The 18,115-nt window shown below is 67.3% G+C and carries 18 protein-coding genes and 1 pseudogene; 13 read left to right on the top strand and 6 right to left on the bottom strand.

Features of this window, described 5'->3' with window-relative positions:
- The first annotated feature begins 50 nt into the window (after positions 1–50).
- Complete coding sequence (locus tag AC6CID_RS13855) at positions 51–2,426, top strand: FdhF/YdeP family oxidoreductase (protein ID WP_498354082.1); 2,376 nt, start codon at positions 51–53, stop codon at positions 2,424–2,426.
- Between the two features lie 7 nt (positions 2,427–2,433).
- Here the strand turns inward: AC6CID_RS13855 and AC6CID_RS13850 are convergent, their stop codons facing one another.
- The gene (locus tag AC6CID_RS13850; RefSeq protein WP_033097564.1) at positions 2,434–3,432 is read right to left on the bottom strand and encodes an MBL fold metallo-hydrolase; all 999 of its coding nucleotides are present in this window, start codon (positions 3,430–3,432) and stop codon (positions 2,434–2,436) included.
- A 98-nt stretch (positions 3,433–3,530) separates the two neighbouring features.
- Here AC6CID_RS13850 and AC6CID_RS13845 point away from each other — a divergent pair, with 98 nt between their 5' ends.
- From AC6CID_RS13845 to AC6CID_RS13815, 7 genes and pseudogenes are all read left to right on the top strand, one after another.
- On the top strand, positions 3,531–4,010 hold the full coding sequence (locus AC6CID_RS13845) for a TspO/MBR family protein (protein ID WP_498354081.1): 480 nt from the start codon (positions 3,531–3,533) through the stop codon (positions 4,008–4,010).
- A 69-nt stretch (positions 4,011–4,079) separates the two neighbouring features.
- Positions 4,080–4,859 (top strand): annotated as a pseudogene (locus AC6CID_RS13840) (carotenoid oxygenase family protein); the annotation flags it as partial.
- Positions 4,822–5,526, top strand: a complete 705-nt coding sequence (locus tag AC6CID_RS13835; protein ID WP_254707485.1) for a carotenoid oxygenase family protein — start codon at positions 4,822–4,824, stop codon at positions 5,524–5,526. The pseudogene AC6CID_RS13840 and the gene AC6CID_RS13835, both read left to right, overlap by 38 nt.
- 150 nt (positions 5,527–5,676) lie before the next feature.
- Positions 5,677–6,087 carry a helix-turn-helix domain-containing protein gene (locus AC6CID_RS13830; protein WP_129975288.1) on the top strand — a complete coding sequence of 137 codons (411 nt, stop codon included), beginning with the start codon at positions 5,677–5,679 and terminating at the stop codon, positions 6,085–6,087.
- Between the two features lie 74 nt (positions 6,088–6,161).
- Complete coding sequence (locus AC6CID_RS13825) at positions 6,162–6,764, top strand: PIN domain-containing protein (protein ID WP_217580273.1); 603 nt, start codon at positions 6,162–6,164, stop codon at positions 6,762–6,764.
- A 75-nt stretch (positions 6,765–6,839) separates the two neighbouring features.
- Positions 6,840–7,022, top strand: coding sequence for a hypothetical protein (locus AC6CID_RS13820; protein WP_006553115.1), 183 nt, complete (start codon positions 6,840–6,842; stop codon positions 7,020–7,022).
- Positions 7,023–7,102: 80 nt separating this feature from the next.
- Positions 7,103–8,449: a phosphotransferase family protein gene (locus tag AC6CID_RS13815; protein ID WP_033097489.1), complete on the top strand. Its 1,347-nt coding sequence runs from the start codon at positions 7,103–7,105 to the stop codon at positions 8,447–8,449.
- A gap of 4 nt (positions 8,450–8,453) precedes the next feature.
- Here the strand turns inward: AC6CID_RS13815 and AC6CID_RS13810 are convergent, their stop codons facing one another.
- Genes AC6CID_RS13810 through AC6CID_RS13800 form a run of 3 tightly spaced genes read right to left on the bottom strand, consistent with a single transcriptional unit; the run spans position 8,454 to position 10,935 of the window.
- Entirely contained in the window at positions 8,454–10,070 is a 1,617-nt protein-coding gene (locus AC6CID_RS13810) for a solute symporter family protein (protein WP_016692584.1), read from the bottom strand.
- On the bottom strand, positions 10,067–10,441 hold the full coding sequence (locus tag AC6CID_RS13805) for a DUF485 domain-containing protein (RefSeq protein WP_498354080.1): 375 nt from the start codon (positions 10,439–10,441) through the stop codon (positions 10,067–10,069). Before AC6CID_RS13805 ends, AC6CID_RS13810 begins: the two co-directional genes overlap by 4 nt.
- A complete protein-coding gene (locus AC6CID_RS13800; protein ID WP_006553119.1) occupies positions 10,438–10,935 on the bottom strand; it encodes a nuclear transport factor 2 family protein in 498 nt (165 codons plus the stop codon). The genes AC6CID_RS13805 and AC6CID_RS13800 overlap by 4 nt, the downstream gene beginning before the upstream one ends.
- 125 nt (positions 10,936–11,060) lie before the next feature.
- Here AC6CID_RS13800 and AC6CID_RS13795 point away from each other — a divergent pair, with 125 nt between their 5' ends.
- From AC6CID_RS13795 to AC6CID_RS13775, 5 genes are all read left to right on the top strand, one after another.
- On the top strand, positions 11,061–11,660 hold the full coding sequence (locus AC6CID_RS13795) for a TetR-type transcription factor C-terminal domain-containing protein (protein ID WP_498354079.1): 600 nt from the start codon (positions 11,061–11,063) through the stop codon (positions 11,658–11,660).
- Positions 11,661–11,746: 86 nt separating this feature from the next.
- Positions 11,747–12,943, top strand: coding sequence for an acyl-CoA dehydrogenase family protein (locus AC6CID_RS13790; protein ID WP_006553121.1), 1,197 nt, complete (start codon positions 11,747–11,749; stop codon positions 12,941–12,943).
- Positions 12,940–13,680: a hotdog fold domain-containing protein gene (locus tag AC6CID_RS13785; RefSeq protein WP_498354078.1), complete on the top strand. Its 741-nt coding sequence runs from the start codon at positions 12,940–12,942 to the stop codon at positions 13,678–13,680. Before AC6CID_RS13790 ends, AC6CID_RS13785 begins: the two co-directional genes overlap by 4 nt.
- Positions 13,677–14,552 (top strand): alpha/beta fold hydrolase, encoded by an 876-nt coding sequence (locus AC6CID_RS13780; RefSeq protein WP_024102387.1) that lies wholly within the window; start codon positions 13,677–13,679, stop codon positions 14,550–14,552. The genes AC6CID_RS13785 and AC6CID_RS13780 overlap by 4 nt, the downstream gene beginning before the upstream one ends.
- Positions 14,549–16,246, top strand: a complete 1,698-nt coding sequence (locus AC6CID_RS13775) for an AMP-binding protein (RefSeq protein WP_498354077.1) — start codon at positions 14,549–14,551, stop codon at positions 16,244–16,246. The genes AC6CID_RS13780 and AC6CID_RS13775 overlap by 4 nt, the downstream gene beginning before the upstream one ends.
- A gap of 38 nt (positions 16,247–16,284) precedes the next feature.
- On the opposite strand, the gene AC6CID_RS13770 is transcribed toward AC6CID_RS13775, so the two are convergent.
- Positions 16,285–17,583 (bottom strand): MFS transporter, encoded by a 1,299-nt coding sequence (locus AC6CID_RS13770; protein ID WP_019288841.1) that lies wholly within the window; start codon positions 17,581–17,583, stop codon positions 16,285–16,287.
- 75 nt (positions 17,584–17,658) lie between these two features.
- Positions 17,659–17,988, bottom strand: coding sequence for a GYD domain-containing protein (locus tag AC6CID_RS13765; RefSeq protein WP_006553126.1), 330 nt, complete (start codon positions 17,986–17,988; stop codon positions 17,659–17,661).
- Positions 17,989–18,115 lie beyond the last annotated feature (127 nt).

Below are 18,115 nucleotides of genomic sequence, written 5' to 3'. Positions count from 1 at the left end.
GGCGGACCGGGGTACTCCTCGGCAAACCGTGCGTGGGGAGAGGTGATCGAATGCGGAACCGTGACCGGCGGGCCGACTACGACGAAGGCGACCTCGAGGTCGAAGACCGGAAGAAGGCCGCAGCGGGTGTCACCGGCGTCGCCGTGGCGGTGAAGCGATCCCTCGAGCAGATGGGGCTGGTGCGTTCGGTCGAGACACTGCTCGAGTTGAACCAGGCCGAAGGGTTCGACTGCCCGAGTTGCGCGTGGCCCGACCCGGACCCCGGTCATCGCAAGATCGCCGAGTTCTGCGAGAACGGCGCCAAGGCCGTCGCCGAGGAAGGCACCAAGCGACGTGCCGACCCGAGCTTCTTCGCCAGGTACAGCATCGCGGAACTGGCCGAGCACAGCGAGCTGTGGCTCGGCAAGCAGGGCCGCATCACGCATCCGATGGTCAAGCGGCCCGGCGCCACGCACTACACCCCGATCGAGTGGGACGAGGCCTTCACCCTCATCGGTGAACAGCTGAAGTCGCTGGACAGCCCCGATCAGGCCACCTTCTACACGTCCGGACGGGCATCGAACGAAGCGGCCTTCGTGTACCAGCTGTTCGCGCGGGCGTTCGGGACCAACAATCTGCCCGACTGCTCGAACATGTGCCACGAGTCCACGAGCATCGCGCTGCAGGAGTCGATCGGCATCGGCAAGGCCAGCGTCACGCTCGACGATGTGCACTACGCCGAGCTGATCATCCTGCAGGGGCAGAACCCCGGCACCAACCACCCGCGCATGCTCACCGCACTCGAAGAGGCCAAGCAGAACGGCGCGAAGATCCTGACGATCAACCCGCTGCGCGAAGCGGGGCTGGTCAACTTCCGGAACCCGCAGACACCGCGCGGCGTGCTCGGTCGGGGAACGGATCTGTCCGACCTGCATCTGTCGATCAAGGTGAATGGCGACCTCGCGCTGTTGCAGGCGTTCGGGTCGCTGCTCGTCGAATGGGACGCGCTCGACCACGACTTTGTGCAGAGCCGCACCCGGGGATTCGACGAATGGGTCGAACACGTCCGGGACATCGACTGGGACGAGGTGGTCGCCGCGACCGGCCTGTCGCGTCAGCAGATCACCGAGGCCGCGCAGATGCTGCGACGCTCGAAGGCAACGGTCTTCTGCTGGGCCATGGGCCTGACTCAACACCGCAACGCGGTCGCGACCATCAAGGAGATCTGCAATCTCGCGTTCGCGCAGGGCAACATCGGTAAGCGCGGCGCCGGCCTCATGCCCGTGCGCGGACACTCGAACGTCCAGGGCGACCGCACTATGGGGATCTGGGAACGCGCACCGCAGAGTTTCCTCGACGCGGTCGAGAAGGAGTTCGGTTTCGATCCTCCTCGTGAGAACGGTTACGACACGGTCGATTCGATCAAGGCGATGCGCGACGGCAAGGTGCGGTTCTTCCTCGGCCTCGGCGGCAACTTCGTGCAGGCGGCACCCGACACCGCTGTCACCGCGGAGGCGATGGCAGGTATCGACATGACGGTGCACATCTCGACGAAACCCAATCGTTCCCATCTGGTCTGCGGCAGAACGGCATTGATCCTCCCGGCGCTCGGGCGCACCGACAAGGACGTCCAGGCCTCGGGACCGCAGTTCGTGTCGGTCGAGGACACGACGTGCGCGGTCCACGCCTCCCGAGGACCGCTGAAACCGCCTAGCGAGCACGTGCGTTCGGAGGTCGCGATCATCACGGGCATCGCCGAGGCCGCGCTCGGCGACCGCTACGGGATCGACTGGAAGGCGATGCGCGACGACTACGCGAACATCCGCTCGCGCATCTCCCGCGTCGTCCCGGGTTGTGAAGGGTACGAGGTCAACGTCCGGCGTCCGGGAGGATTCATCCTGCCGCATCCGCCCCGCGACACCCGAAGCTTTGAGACAGATTCGGGTAAGGCGGAATTCGCCGTCTCGCCGGTAGAAGTGGTTCAGGTCCCGCCGGGGCATCTGTTGCTGCAGACGATGCGCAGCCACGACCAGTTCAACACCACCATCTACGGCCTCAGCGACCGCTACCGCGGGATCGAGGGCGGCCGTCGCGTCGTGTTTATGCACCGGGACGACATCGCCGCACTGGGTTTCGACGACGGAGACTTCGTCGACCTGTTCACACGATGGGACGGCGACGACCGCGAACGGTGCGCCACGAGGTTCCGGATCGTCGAGTACGACCTGCCGAGGGGAAGTGCGGCCGCCTACTATCCGGAGACCAACCCTCTCGTCCCGCTCGATTCGACTGCACTGAAGAGCAACTGCCCCACCTACAAGTCGATCGTGATCTCCCTGACGCCCGTCGGAAGTCGCGACGACGAGTGCCCGGATGTGCTCGGAACCGCGCCCGCGGGATCGGACTGGTCGCACAAGGCGACCCCGGAGCCGAAACACCTGTCCTGACCGTCGATCAGGACGCCTCGAATGCTCCTTCGCGCAGCAGTGTTTCGGCCGCGATGAAGGCTGCGACGCGACGTGCGACGGTGGGCGGCGCCGGTGGGTTGCCGTTCCACTGGTCGAACAGCGTGCTCAGGCTCAGTGCGATGCGCTCCGGCGACTCCCAGTGGCGCCACGCATCGAAATCTTTCGTGAGCAAGAGTTTCCGCGCTGTTTCGAGCGGGGTGAGTCCGGCCCGGTGATGATCCTGGGCGGCATCGCGCAGCCACAGCCAGTAGTCGCGCAGTGCTCGGATCTCCGCCGCACCACAGGTCGGCCCGTGCCCGGGTACGTACACGTCGGCGTCCCAGCCGAGCAGCCGATCGAGCGCCGACAACCAGTTGTCGAGCGGGCCGTGCCACAGGATCGGCGTCGACCCGATGAACAGCAGGTCGCCGGTGAAGACGACCCCGGCATCGGCCACGCGGACGACGAGGTCGCCGGCCGTGTGGCACGGTCCGAGTTGCTCGAGTTCGATCGTGCGACCACCGATGTCCAGTGAGGTGGCGGTCGCGAAGGTCGTGTCGGGCATCCGCGGGGTGCGGCGCGGGAATCGGGCACCGCCGCGGACCCGCGCCATGTAGGCACCGGCCGCACCGATGGGGCCGGGGACGCGCCGGATCAGGGAGCCCGTGCCGGCCAGCACGGTGAGGGCGCGCGGTGGAAGATCCTCGCGCATCCCGTCCAGTGCGGCGGCGCTGGTGGTGATCCGCGCGTCGGGCGGCAGCGTGTCGTTGCCCCACCAGTGGTCACCGTCGCTGTGGGTGTTCACCGCGTCGGTGATCGGAGCATCGGCGACCAGCGGTGCCTGCGCCTCGGCGATGCGCTGCGCCCATGCGACGTCCCATGCGGTATCGACGACCAGCGACGCCGTTCCCGGTGCGACGACCAACCCGGTGTTGGCCTCACCCCAACCGCCGGGGGTGCGCACGAACGCCCAGACCCCGTCACCGACCTGCTGCAATCCACTCATGTCGACCTCCCGGCCCGCCACCCTACCGAGGTGTCCGTTTCGTGCGCCTTCGGCTCGGGTAGCCGACGATCAACCGTCTTCTACAGGAGCCGACAGACATGAGACTCAGTACCGTCCTCGCGACCGCCGCTGTTACCACGACCACCGCGATCGTCGGATCGATCGCCTCCCAGGACACGAACTCCCGGTGGTACCGCAAGTTGCGTAAGCCCGGTTTCCAGCCTCCGGCCGCAGCGTTCCCGATCGTCTGGACGGCGCTGTATGCCGATATCGCTGTCACCTCGGCCGTCGCGATCGACGAGTACACCGACGCCGACGACTATGCGGGTCGTCGCAACTACATCGCGGCTCTGGCTACGAATCTCGTTCTCAACGCGTCGTGGTCGTGGGTGTTCTTCAAGTGGCATCGGTTGATGCCTGCCACTGTGGTCGCCGCCCTACTCGCCGCCAGTACCGCGGATCTGACGCGCCGGACGGCCGAGGCGAATCCGGCTGCGGGTGCCGCGCTGGCTCCGTACTCGGCGTGGACGGCGTTCGCCACGCTGCTGACCGGACGGATCACACAGCTCAATCGCTGATCCGCCGATGTCGCGGAGGGCAGTGAGACCGTTCTTCGCAATCTGTCTCATCTGTGCGACCGTCGGTACATGACCGTTGCAACGGGGGCGTCGGAACAGCAAGTGCAGGAACTCGGGGCGTCACCGTGGGACTCCCAGCACCGGGAGTTCGACTACGACCTGGACGACATCGAGGGCGCGATCCCCGGGGGCCTACGGGGCGCGCTCTACCGGATCGGGCCCGGCCGTCTCGACGTCGACGGTCATCCCCTGAGTCATATCTTCGACGGTGACGGCATGGTCTCCCGCATCGACATCGGGCCGGAGGGGGTCCACTACCGGAATCGGTACGTGCGGACGAAGAGCTTCGCGAGGACGAACGAGACACGTCGTCCGGCAAAAGGATTCAGTACACAGAGGATCGGCGGGTCGCTCGCCAACGCGCTGAGGTTCCCTGAGAATCTCGCGAACACGAGTGTGTTGTTGCACGACGACGTGCTCTACGCCCTCTGGGAAGGGGGACGACCGCACCGGCTCGACGCCGAGACCCTGCAGACCTATGGGCCCGAATCCTTCGGTGGTGCGTTGAAGCGCCTCGGAGCGTCCTCCGCGCATCCGAAGACCCACCCCGCGACAGGTGAGGTGTTCAACTCCGGGCTCGACTTCTTCCTGCGACCGATGATCCGCTGCTATCGACTCGATCGCGGCCGTCGGCTGCACGGACTCGCGACCGTCCCGATTCCGAAGCTCGGATTCGTCCACGACTTCGCGCTGACCGAACGCCACCTGATGTTCGTACTCGGACCGTTGGTGGTCCGGAATCCGATCCCGGTTGCTCTGGGTCTGCGTCCCTTCGACGACGCGTTGTCCTATCGGCCGGAACTCGGCACCACCATCGTCCTGGTCCCGCGCGACGGCGGTAGGCCGACCCACCGTCGAACACGATGCGCTGTTCCATTTCCACGTCACCAATGCCCACGAAGACGGGGACCGCACCGTCGTCGAACTCGTCGCACACGATCCCGCCGATGGCTGGGAAGGGTGGAACAGGCACCTACGCAACTATCGCGAGTCCGCCGGGCCGGCCTTCGGGGGCACCCTCACCCGGCTGTCGGTCGATCGGCGGACCCGCCGCGTCACCACCATCGAACTCGACTATCACGGATGTGAGTTCCCCCAGCTCGACCAGCGGTTCGCTACCACCGAGCATCGCTACAGCTACACGGCGTCGGCATCGGTCCCGGGAGGCGATCCCGACTCGGTCACCACGATCGATCATCGCGCCGGAGCCGTGAGCCGATACACGGCCGACGCCGGGGACACCGTCTGCGAACCGCTCTTCGCGCCGGGCTGCGACGCCGAGGGCGACGGCTGGTTGCTGACACTCGAGCACCCGCCCGCGCGCAGGACCAGCAGACTCGTCGTCCTGCGCGCCGATCGACCGGGCGACGGGCCGGTCGCGGCGGTGAACCTGCAGCACCACGTGCCGATGACCTTCCATGGGGCCTTCCGGCCGGGGTCCGGCCTCCGGCGTTGATCTCTCGGCTGTGGCGGCTCGGACTGTCGAGAAGCCTCACAGCCTCTCTCCGTTTGGGCGTCCCAGGTGGGCGGGTATCACCCCCTACAAATATGTTGCACTTATAAGTGAAAGTGGCTACGGTCGGAGTGGATGCAGGAGGTATGAGCGATGGACGCAGTGATCGATCGCGGCGTGGGAAAGACGACACTGACGGTGACATCGGATCAGGTGTCGCAGGCCGGAGCGTTCAACCCTGCGGATCTGCTGTCGGTGGTTCCCGCCGAGCTGGCCGCAATCCTCACCGAAGTTGTGCAGATCGTCGCTGCGGGTGGCACGGTAACCATCGGTTCGATGCCGGATGAGCTGACCACTACATCAGCGGCGGATCTACTCGGCATCTCTCGCCCGACGCTGATGAAACTGATCCGCGAAGGGCAGATCCCAGGACACAAGGTCGGGACCCACACGCGACTCCATACTGCGGACGTCCTCGCCTACAGGGATCGGCTGCGCGAGCAACAAAGGGTCGCATTGCAGGATCTGCGCGACTTCGAAGAAGCCGAGGGACTGGATTACTGACAGTCGGGAGGCTCGTATGTGTATGTGGCGGTAGGGAGCCTATTGTCACACGCGTGAGTTCACGAGTGCCGAACGTGCTGCCGGACGCGAACGTACTGTATTCGCGGACTTTGAGGGACTGGCTCTGCCTGCTGGCCAACAGGTCCGGTCCGCCATTGTTCCACCTGCGTTGGACCGAGGACATTCTTGCGGAGCTGGTATATCACCTGCGCAAGAAGCACCCGCACTTCTCCGATCGTCAGATCGGGGGCGTGCGGGACAACATCGTCAGAGTGGCCGTACACGGCCGAATCAAGGGATACGAAATCGATCCGGGTCTGGCATATACAGACGAGTACGACGCGCACTTGCATGCCGCTGCCGAACATGGTGACGTCCAATATGTCATTACCAGCGACAATGGATTTCACGACTTTGCAGTAGCTCATGACGAATTTCTCGGCTATGAGGTCTATACCCCGGACGACTTCCTGATGCTCGTCCACCGGGACGCAATCTCCACTGTCCGTGAAGCCCTGCTCGAACAGATCGCCTATCACCGCAGACTCGGTCGACCGTTCAACCTGGTGGCTCGTCTCGAAGACGCACAGGCTCCCTACTTCGCCGCCGCGATCCGCAAAATGATGCAAGCACCGGCGGTGGCTCGAGCCCTCTCGTGTGTCCCCGAAGGTACCTGAGACGACACGGCTGATCCTGATCGGTTCTCACAGCCGATACCGCGGTGCAAACCGGTGATGGGCGATGATGGAGCCATGTTGGAAACACCCGTCGTCATCGGTATCGGATCGATCTGCGTGGGGTTCGTCTTCTTCATGCTCGCCGCGACGGGGACGCGATCACGCTGGGACAAGAAGATCACGATCACGCTGTTCGCGCTCGCCATCGTCTTCATGACGATCATCCCGGTGATCGGCGCGGTGGGGTTCGCGGCCTGACCCTCCACGGCCGAAGTACTCGCACACCGCGGATCACCGTGGGAGTATCCACCGCAGGAAACCGAACAGGGGAGGTCGCGGTGGGTGGCGTCAGCGGTGAATTGAAAGACGAACTGACGAAGCGTCTTTCGTCGGTACTCGACGGCAGTTGGACGCTGCGGCGCATCGAACGGCTCACCGGTGGTGCGAGCCGCGAGACCTGGGCGATCACCGCGGTGTCGGCCACCGGCGACACCCGGGAGTTGATCCTGCGCCGCGACCCGCCAGGACGCGAGGACGCACGCAGGATCGCAATGGAAGCGGCGTCCTTCGACGAGGCCGCCCGCATCGGCGTGCCCGTGCCCGACGTGATCGACCGCAGCGGCGACGAACCGCACCCCGGGATCGGCGCCTACCTCGTGATGTCGAAGGTGCCCGGCGAGGCACTGCCGCAGAAGTTGTTGCGCGACGAGAATCTGGCCGAGGTCCGCGCCGCACTGCCCTACGAACTCGGACGCATCCTCGCCCGGATCCACCGCATGGACATCGAGGCCGTACCGAACCTGCCGGAACACGACCCGCTGACCTCCCTGTTCGACGAGTACCTCACCAACGGCAACCCCGTGCCGACGCTCGAGGCCGCGTTCGCGTGGCTACTCCGCAACCGTCCACCGGCGACCGGGAAAGCGTTCGTGCACGGCGACTTCCGCAACGGGAACCTCCTCGTCGACGCGGAGGGCGTGCGCGGGGTGCTCGATTGGGAACTGGCGCACGTCGGTGACCCGATGGAGGACCTCGGGTGGCTGTGCACCCGGACCTGGCGTTTCGGTTCGCCGCATCCGGTGGGCGGATTCGGTTCCCGCGACGACCTGTTCCGCGGGTACGCCGACGAATCGGGCGAGAGTCCCGACCCCGAGGTCCTCCACTGGTGGGAGGTCTACGGCTCGCTGCGGTGGGCGGTGATCTGCCGGATGCAGGCCGCCGCAGCGGCGACGGGAGGCGACAACACCCTCGAACTGCTCGCCATCGGCCGGCGCGTCGCCGAGTGCGAACACGACCTGCTGGACCTGCTCGACGTCCCTCCCCACGACGAGACGGAGACTCCGCCCGCCACCCCACAGTTCCTGGGAGCACCGCCCGTCGAGGAGCTGCTCGGGGCAGTGCGCGAGTTCGTCCTGGAGGTCGGGGCGGGCGCCGATGCGAAGACCCGCTACCGCAGCCGGGTGGCGGCGCACGTTCTCGGCATCGCCGCACGGGAGGCCCTCTTCGCCCCGGCGGTGCGGGAGACCTATCGGGTGCGGCTCGCCGGGCTCGGCTACCGCTCCGAAGCCGAACTCGCCCTCGGTGTGCGTGCAGGACGAGATCACCTCGACGACCCGCAGGTCGCCGAGGTGATCAGGGGGTTGGCCGCGAACCGGCTGAAGGTCGCGAACCCGAAATATCGCTGACGGATCAGTGCGTGGCGGCGACCTCCGCGCCGATGCCGGTCTCCGCGCGCACCAGCATCTCCGCGAACTTCTCGTCCTCGAGGCGGCCTCGTCCCCGACGCTTCTCGCCGACGATCGATCCGATCACGCACGCGGCAATGCCGAGCGGCATGGTGACGATCACCGGGAGCTGGATGGTCAGGGGAGCGGGGCCGCTGCCCATCCACAGGGCCTCGGTGAACATCAGGCTCACGACCGTCGAGACGAGACCGGTGAGCACACCCCAGACCGCGCCGGTGGCGTTGAAGCGCCGCCAGTTCAGACTCAGCACGAGAGCGGGCAGATGCGCACTGCCGGCCACCATGAACGCCATGCCCATGAAGAAGGTGATGTTGGTGTCGTCGCCGATGAGCATGGCCAGGCCGATGGCGAGGACGCTGAAGGACACGGCCCCGTACCGGGCGATGCGGGCCTGGGCCTGGTCCTCCCGGGCCTGCTCGTCCGCGTCGAGATTCTCGATCGGTTCCTTCCGCGTGACCGCCGGCCACACGTCGCGGGCGAAGGTGCCGGCCGCGGAGATCACGACACCGGCGACCACTGCGACGATGGACGCGAAGGCGACCGCGGCGACGAGTGCGAGCGCGATGGACCCACCGACCGTGCCGGCTCCGCCACCGAGTTCGGTGACGAGGACGGGTGCCGCAAGGTTGCCACCGGGCCCGACGAGATCGGTGCCGTTCGGTCCGAGCACGGCCGCGGCGCCGAAGCCCATCACGATGACGATCAGATAGAACAGGCTGCACAGCGCGACGGTCCAGCCGAGCGAGCGACGTGCCGTCGTGGCCTCGGGGACGGTGAAGAACCGGATGAGGATGTGCGCCATTCCGGCGGTGCCCAGGGCGAACGCGAGCGCGTAGGAGACGAGGTTGATCGCGCTGGTCTGGCCGAAGATCAGGCCGGGGGACAGGATCGCGTCGCCCGCGACGGCGTTGTCGGTTGCGGCGTCGAGGACCTTCGGGAATGCGAACCCGAACTGCGCCAGGATGCCGAAGCACACGATGATCGCGAGCACCGACAGGATCGTCGACTTGATGACCTGCACCCAGGTGGTGGCGAGCATGCCCCCCACGAAGACGTAGATGCCCATGAGCGATCCGGCGACCACCACCGACAGCCAGAACGGGATGCCCGAGACGGATTCGAGGAGCACACCCGCGGCGACGAGCTGGGCGAGCAGCACGAAGGTGCCGGTGGCGATCGTGCTCAGCGCGACCGCGACCCGCACGTTCCGCGAGTCGGTGCGGAAGACGAGGACGTCGGCGAGGGTGTACTTGCCGAGATTGCGCATCTTCTCCGCGAGGAGGAACAGCACCGGCAGGAACGAGATGACGGACGTGAACAGGATGACGGTGCCGTCGACGCCCTTGGAGAAGATCAGACCGGTGGTGCCGAGGAAGCTGCCGGCGGAGATGAATTCGCCCGCGATGGCGAATCCGTTCTGCCAACTCGAGATCGAGCGACCTGCGGCGAAGAATCCGTCGGCGCTCTTCGCGCGCCGGGATGCAGCGAAGGTCACCCATAGGGTCAGGGAGATGACGGCGCTGCAGATCGCGATGGCGAGATAATCGGCGTCACCGGTCATGATGCGACCTCCTTGGATGCGGGACGGTTCCGTTCGACGGCCACCACGGCGTCGTCGACGGCGGGGCCGATGTAGGTGCGGGAGAGACGGAAGTACGCCCAGACCAGCACCCAGGTTCCGGCGAACTGGGAGAACACCACCCACAGCGACAGCGGGATGCCGAGGACGACGGTGGCGCCGAGTTGGTCGGGGAACCCGATGAAGGCGACGAGGAAGGACGTGAACAGCACGACGGTAATGCCACCGAGCGTGTTGGTCACGCGGGCGCGTCGGCGACGCAACTCGGCGATCTCGGGAAGACGGAGCATCCGCGTCCAGACGAGCTCGTTCTCCGGGGACGAGGTGGGGACGCCGTTCACGGTGTCGGTCATGCCCGCACCGCCGCGCCGCGGGCGCTGTCGAGCGCGAAGAGGTTCTCGTCCCACCCGGCCTCGAGCGGTCCGAAGAAGTGGAAACGCACCTGCTTGACCTTGTAGAGCCAGCGGCCGTCGACCTTGACGACCTCGTCGTTGTAGCGACCGGCCGCGATCGCGGGGGTGCCGTCGGTGACGCACGGCTGCCACAGGAACGAGCGCACGGTGGCGCGGTCACCGTCGAGGTCGATCTCGAGGTTCGTGATGAAGTGCCAGAAGGAGGTCAGGCCGCCGTCGGCGAGTCCCGCGAAGAAGGTGCGCATCTCCTCCTTTCCTTGCGGGTGGGACAGGCCGTCGAACTCGCCGTCATCGGTGAACAGCTCCATGAGCGCGTCCCAGTTGCCGTCGTCGAGGTGGCGGCAGTACTGCGCATCGAGCTTCCGGATCGCCTCGAGGTCTTCGAGGTGGGTGATGCGGTCGAGCAGGGACGGTCCGGGATGGGGACTGGACACAGCAGATCCTCCGTTGTGCGTTTTATTAACGTCCGTTCATGTGAGCTGGACCATAACAAGCGTGCGCATGCGCGTCAACGGGAAGGTTCTTGCTGGTCGGCGCGATGTGTGCCTACTGTGCAGGGATGAACAGCCGGTCGAACGGAGCGTCCTCGTCCATTCGGGAACGGATTCTCGAGACCGCGCTCGACGAGTTCTACGAGTGCGGATTCCACGGGGCGACGATGCGCAATATCGCCAACGCCGCAGGTTGCAGCGCTGCCAACGTCTACAACCACTTCGAGAACAAGTCGGAACTGCTCGTGGAAATTCTCCGCCGCGCGAGTGACGAGCAGTTCACGGCGACCCGCAACGCGCTGCGCAAGGTCAGTGACGATCCGGCCGAGCGGTGGCGCGCGGCGGTCGCGGCCCACGCGCTGTACACCGCGCGGAATCCGCGGGCCTGCCTGGTGGCGAATTCGGAACTGCGGTATCTCGGCCCGCTCGACCGCAAGCGCGTGGTGGGCTCACGCGACGCGCAGGAACAACTCTTCGTCGATATCGCGGAAGACGGTGTGGAGCAGGGACTTTTCACGATCGAACGAGTGCATCAAGGGGTCACCGCGGTGCTGACGATGTGCGCCGGCATCCCCCTCTGGTTCCGGGAGAGCGGACCCCTCTCGGCGCAGGAGGTCGCCGACGATTTCGCCGGATACGCGCTCAATCTGGTCGGATATTCGCGCTGAACCGTTGACGGGTCATGGGTGCCGTGCTGTACTGGGTGAACAAGCGTTAATGACCTACTCCGGTCCATCGAAGGAGTGCACCTCCCATGACCCACCGCCCCTCGCAGCCGCGCACCGATTCCCCGCGCTATCTCACCGAGGAACGCCTCGCGATCCGCGACCTCGCCCGTGACTTCGCGATGACGAAGGTGCTGCCCGTCGCCAACGAACTCGACCCGGTCCAGGGCGCCATCCCCGACTCCCTCAAGAAGGAGATGGCCGAGATCGGCTTCTTCGGGATCATGATCCCCGAGGAACACGGCGGTCTCGGGCTCGGCGTCTTCGAGTACTGCCTCGTGGCCGAGGAACTGTCGCGGGCATGGATGAGCGTGTCGGGTCTGCTCGCCCGCGGCAACGGCATGGGCGGTGGATTCACCCCCGAGCAGGAGGCGGCACTGCTGCCCAAGGTCGCGCGCGGTGAGTACCTCGGCGCGTACGCCCTGTCGGAGGCCGAGGCCGGCTCCGACGTCGCGAACATCTCGTGCCGCGCCGTGCGCGACGGCGACGACTGGGTCGTCAACGGCACCAAGATGTGGTGCACCTACGCCGACGAGGCCGACTACCTCGTGCTCTTCGCCCGCACCGACCCGAACAAGGACCCGGCCAAGCCGCATCGCGGCATCAGCGCCTTCCTCGTCGAGAAGGAACGCGGCGTGTTCCCCGAGGGCATCTCGGGTACCAAGGTTCGCAAGATCGGCTACTTCGGGTGGAGCACCTGGGAACTGTCGTTCGACAACTTCCGCATCCCGGCCGACAAGATGCTCGGCGAGGAGGGCAAGGGCTTCTACCTCGCCGTCTCCGGCCTCGAGGTGGGCCGTGCCCACACCGCCGCCCGCGCCATCGGCCTCGCCCGCGCCGCGCTCGAGGACTCGATCGAGTACGTGCACACCCGCCGCCAGTTCGGCCGCCCCATCGGCGATTTCCAGCATCTGAGGTTCAAGATCGCGAAGATGGCCGCCGACATCGAGGCCGCACGCCAGCTGATGTACTCGGTCGCCACCGACATCGACACCGGCCGACGGTGCTCGCTCGAGGCGTCGATGTGCAAGCTCGTCGCCACCGAGATGGCCGAGCAGGTCACCAGCGAGGCCGTGCAGATCCACGGCGGCGCCGGATACACCACCGACTTCCAGGTCGAACGCCATTGGCGCGACGCACGTCTGACGAAGATCTTCGAGGGCACCAGCGAGATCCAGATGCGCATCATCTCCGACGAACTCCTGGGAAGGCCCGAGCAGGCATGAGCGCACACACCGTCACCCGCCCGCTCACCGTCGGGGACCGCACCGCCTCGGAACCCTGCACCGTGGCCGATGTCCTGACCGCCTCCGGTACGGTGGCACCGGCGAACTCACCCGTCCTCGGTGCCCTGGCCGTCGCCTCGCTCGTCCCGTCCGTTCCCGGTGGCGTGCCGTCCGGATTCGACTGGAACGCACACGATCCGGTCTCCGCATCGGACGTCGTATCGGCGGACACCGTGATCACCCGCGTGTCCGGACGGACCGCGCGCCGCTACGTCCGGCTCGTGGACCAGGCCGGCACGGTACGCGAATCCGGCACCGAGACATGGACCTTCGACGACGAACAGTCGACGGTTCCCGAACTGGAATTCTGCACACCCGCCTGGGGCGCACTGCTCGCCGAGAGCCTCTCGGAAGACCGGGACTTTGCTTCCTCGCTGTCCACCTGGGACGGCACCATCGGACTGCGCAGCGGCGAGATCGAACTGCACCTGCGCATCTACAAGGGGCGGATCGTCGACGTCACCCGGCGCACCCCGCACGGCGCGACGTTCACCTTCGTCGCGTCCGACCACGCCTGGACCGATCTCGTCCTGTCCGAGGAGAACGACTTCATGCGCCGCGCCATCCGCGGCGAATTCTCCTCCACCGGAGACGGATACGAATACCTACGCCTGACCAAGCCGCTCAACACGATCATCGGGCACGCCCGTGCCCTCGCCCGAAAGGCCCGCTCATGATCGAGGCCCGCTACCTGGAGATCGGCGGAGCGCTCGGCTTCGTCGAGATCGTCACTCCCGACGCACGATCCGGCAACGCGCTCGACGCGACCGATCTGCCCACCGTCCTGTGTATCCACACTGCGGGCCAGAGCGGCGTGCAGTGGCGCCACGCGGCCCGGGATCTCGCCGACCGCGGCTACCGGGTGGTCGTCCCCGACCTGCCCGGCCACGGACGTTCCGAACCGGCACCCGGCGGCCCCGTCACGAGCCTGATCACCTACGGCGACTGGTTGTGCGAGGTGCTCGACGCGCTCGGGATCGACCGGCCGTTCGTCATGGGCTGCTCGATCGGGGGCAAGCTCACACTCGAACTCGCGACCCGCCCGGACCGTCCGCTGTCCGGGGCCGTGGCGATGGAAGCCGAGCCCGGCCCGGGCCGCGTCAACGTCACCGGTCTGCGCCGCGAACTCGAGGACGTCGCCGGACCGTCGCGCTCCGAGCGCACCTATCTGGGAACTCTTGCATCCGTGGGACGTTCGGTTCCGGAGGTGAAGGCGCACACGATCGCGCTCATGCACAAGCGGGAGGACCCGGAGATCTCGTCGTCCGACCTCATCGGCTGGGGAACCCACGACGTGCGCGACCGCCTCGACCGGGTGACCGCACCGATCCACCTCGTCGCCGGCGTCGACGACCCGTGGATCGACCCCGACGCCGTGGCCCGGGCAGCGGACACCATCAACGACGCACTTCCCGGACGCGCCCGCTTCACGGCACTGGCCGGTATCGGGCACTATCCGATGGAGGAGATCGACGACTTCGCCGCGCTCGCCGACACCTGGATCGGTGAACTGCGCCGGGTCGCTGTTCCCGAGGAGGCAGCGCTGTGACCACCACCCGCACCGACACCCTGCCCGCACTGCTCGACGGGCTCGTCGCCGCGAATCCGGATGCCCCGATCGCCTACGACATCGTCGACGACGTGGCGGTGGCCCGCAGCCGCGGAGAGTTCCGCGACCGGGTCGAGGCCGTGCGCAGCGAACTCGACGGCATCGGCCTGCGCGCCGGCCAGTGCATCGCGGTGATGTTGCCGAACTGGTCCGACGCACTCGTGTGGCAGTTCGCGGCCTCCGCGCTCGGTGCCCACGTCATCGGTGTCAACACCCGCTACAACACCCGTGAGGTCGCGCACATACTCACCGCCGCACGACCTGCCGTCGTGGCCGTGCCGGCCGCCTTCCACGGACTCGACCTGTTCGGTCGGCTCACCGAGGCCGCGGCGTCCGTGCCCGATGTGGCCACCCCGGTGGTTGCGGTGGTGCCCGGACCGGCGAACCCCTCGGCGTCCCCGGCCGACTTCGATCTCGGTGGAGGCGCGTGGACGGCCGGCAGCGGCGACACGCGTGGCGCGAGCGCTCCCGAGACCCCCGACACCGCGACACTCACCCCGGCCGGGATCGACGACGATCCCGAGGATCGGATCGCGGTGGCGTTCACGACATCCGGTTCCACGGGCGTGCCCAAGCTGGCCGCACATCGCGGCAACGCGGTCGTCCGTCACGGACGCGCCGACGCCGCGATCATGAAGGTCGCCGAGGGCGACGTGGCGCTGTGCGTGCTCCCGGTCTCGGGGGTCTTCGGTTTCAGTACCGCGATGGCGGCGCTCGCCGGTGGGGGAGCGCTGCTCATGGAGACGGTCTTCGATCCGGATGCGGTTCTGCACCGGATGCGGGAGGTCGGGGTCACGCACGCGGTGGGCGCCGACGACCTGTTCGGCCGTCTCTACGACGCCTGGCACGACGGCGAACGCGTCGATCTGTCGTCATTGCGCTGGGTCGGCATCGCCGACTTCCTCGGCCGCTCCCACGAGATCGCCCGATGGCTGCGCGACGAATTCGGCACCCACACCTCCGGAGTGTTCGGTTCGTCCGAGGTCTTCGCCCTCGCGATGCTGTGGAACGCCGACGATCCGGAATCGGTGCGTTGGAACGGTGGCGGACGCGCGGTCGACACGGCGATCGAACTGCGGGTCGCCGATCCCTACGACGATCGGGTCCTCCCGGCCGGCGAACAGGGCGAACTGCAGTTCCGCGGCCCGAACGTCGTCGACGCCTATCTCGGCAACCCCGACGCCGCCGCGCGCGCGTTCACGGCCGACGGTTGGTTCCGCAGCGGCGACCTCGCCGTCGACCTCGGCGACGGGGGTTTCCGTTACGTCTGCCGGATGGGCGACGTCCTGCGCCTGCGCGGCTTCCTCGTCGACCCCGCCGAGATCGAGACGCGTCTGGCGGAGCATCCCGGCGTGGCCACGGCCAAGGTCGTCGGCATCACCGGCGACGGCGGCTACACGGAGGCGATCGGTTTCGTCGTCCCCACCGACGACGCACCCGCGGACACGACGTCGGTGACCCTTCGGGCCTGGTGCCGCGAGACCCTCGCCGCCTTCAAGGTGCCCACGGCGATCCATGTCATCGAACGGATGCCCACCACGGTCGGGGGCAACGGCTCGAAGATCCGCGCCGTGGAACTGCGCGAGTGGGCCCGCGAGTGGGCCGGTAGCGAACGCGACTTCCGAGCCGGATAGCGTCCTGCGTCGTCACGATCCGCACGCGGTCGCGTCGCTCAGTTGCGGCCCATCGGTGCGGTCGTGGCGACGCGGCCCCTGGTGAGAATCGACAGCGACGCGGCGACCGCGCACAGGGACGCTCCGGCCCACCACGCGTAGGTGTAGGTGCCGAGGTTGTCGCGGATGACCCCGGCTCCGAAAGCGGCCGCCGCGGCACCGATCTGGTGGGAGGCGAACACCCAGCCGAACACGATGGTTCCGCGGTCGCCGAAGATCCGGCGGCACAGCATCGCAGTCGGCGGCACGGTGGCGACCCAGTCCAGGCCGTAGACCACGACGAACAGGATCATGCTGGGGTGCACGGACTCCTGCAGCAACCAGGGCAGCAGGAGCAGACCCACGCCGCGGAAGGTGTAGTAGAAGGCCAGCAGCTTGCGGGGGTCGAACTTGTCGGTCAGCCATCCGGAGGCGATGGTGCCGACGATGTCGAAGATCCCCACGGCGGCCATGAGGCTCGCCGCGGTGGTCGTGGGCATGCCGTGGTCGTGGGCCGACGGGATGAAGTGGATGCCGACGAGTCCGTTGGTGGTGGCTCCGCAGATGGCGAAGGCGATCGCGAGGGCCCAGAACGCCCGGTGACGCACCGCGAAGACCAGCCCTTCGAGAGCGCGGCCGACGGCACCACCGGTCGCCCGCGCCGGCGCGATGTAGGTCTCGGGGTCGGCCCCGTAGGGCAGGACGCCGCGCTCGTCGGGATGATCGCGGATCACCGCCCACACCAGCGGGACGACGACGAGCGCCGCCGCGGCGATCACGAGGGAGGCCTGCCGCCACCCGACGTTCTCCGCGAGCGCGGCCACGGGAGGGAGGATCACCAGCTGGCCGGTCGCGGAACCGGCCGTGAGGATGCCCATCACCAGGCCGCGCCGCTCGACGAACCACCGGTCGGCGATAGTCGCCGCCAGGACCAGGGCCATCGACCCCGTGCCGGTACCGATGAGCAGTCCCCAGAACACGAGCAACTGCCACGAGGCGGTCATGGCGACGCTGCCACCGGCGCCGAGGGCCACCAGGAACAGCGCCGACGAGATCACCCGGCGCATGCCGAACCGGTCCATCAGGGCGGCGGCGAACGGTGCGACGAGTCCGAACAGGACGAGGTTGATGCTGACCGCGAGCGACATGACGCTCGTCGACCAGCCGAACTCGTCGTGCAGCGGCACCATGAGCGCGCCGGGTGCCGCCCGGAAGCCGGCGGCGCCGAACAACGCGAGGAAGGCCACCGCGGCGACCCACCATGCCGGGTGGATGCGGGCCGGTCGGTGGTCACTGCGCTGGGCCGGGCGCACACTCATCACGAATTCACTTTCTTCGAGAAAGCAACAGGATGAGCAGACGATACCCAGCAGTGCGTCGCGGGAGGCGAGCGGTCAGCCGTCCTGGCTCCCCGGCGTCCGGTAACTCGCGTCGCGGCGCGCGGCCTCGTCGACCTGTTCGGGAGTGAGCAGGGCGATCGGCGTGGAGCGCGCGGCGCCGGAGGCGATGGTGCGGAGTTCGAGTGTCGCGGCCGCGATCTCGTCGGGCACCTCGCCGAGCACGTACAGATCGTGACCACCGAGCGCGAAGTGCACCGAATCGACCGTCCCGCCCACACTTTCGACCATCCGGACGATGGCGTCGCGCCGGGACGTACCGCCGTCCGTGAGCAACCCGCGTGCGCCGTCCGCGGTGTAGTTCACCTGCCAGAGATATCGCGGCATGATCGTCTCCTTTCGAGGATCCCGACCTCCATGGTCGGTCCTCCCCTCGTCACCCGGGACGGTTTCGCCGGGAATCGCGGCCTAGTCTCGATATCGAGATCCATCCACCGCATCGAAAGGGAGTGCC

The sequence above is a fragment of the Rhodococcus sp. GQ147 genome, from assembly GCF_059759155.1.
Note: the sequence above shows the minus strand (reverse complement) of the source record. Positions and strands in the feature narration are given on the sequence as shown.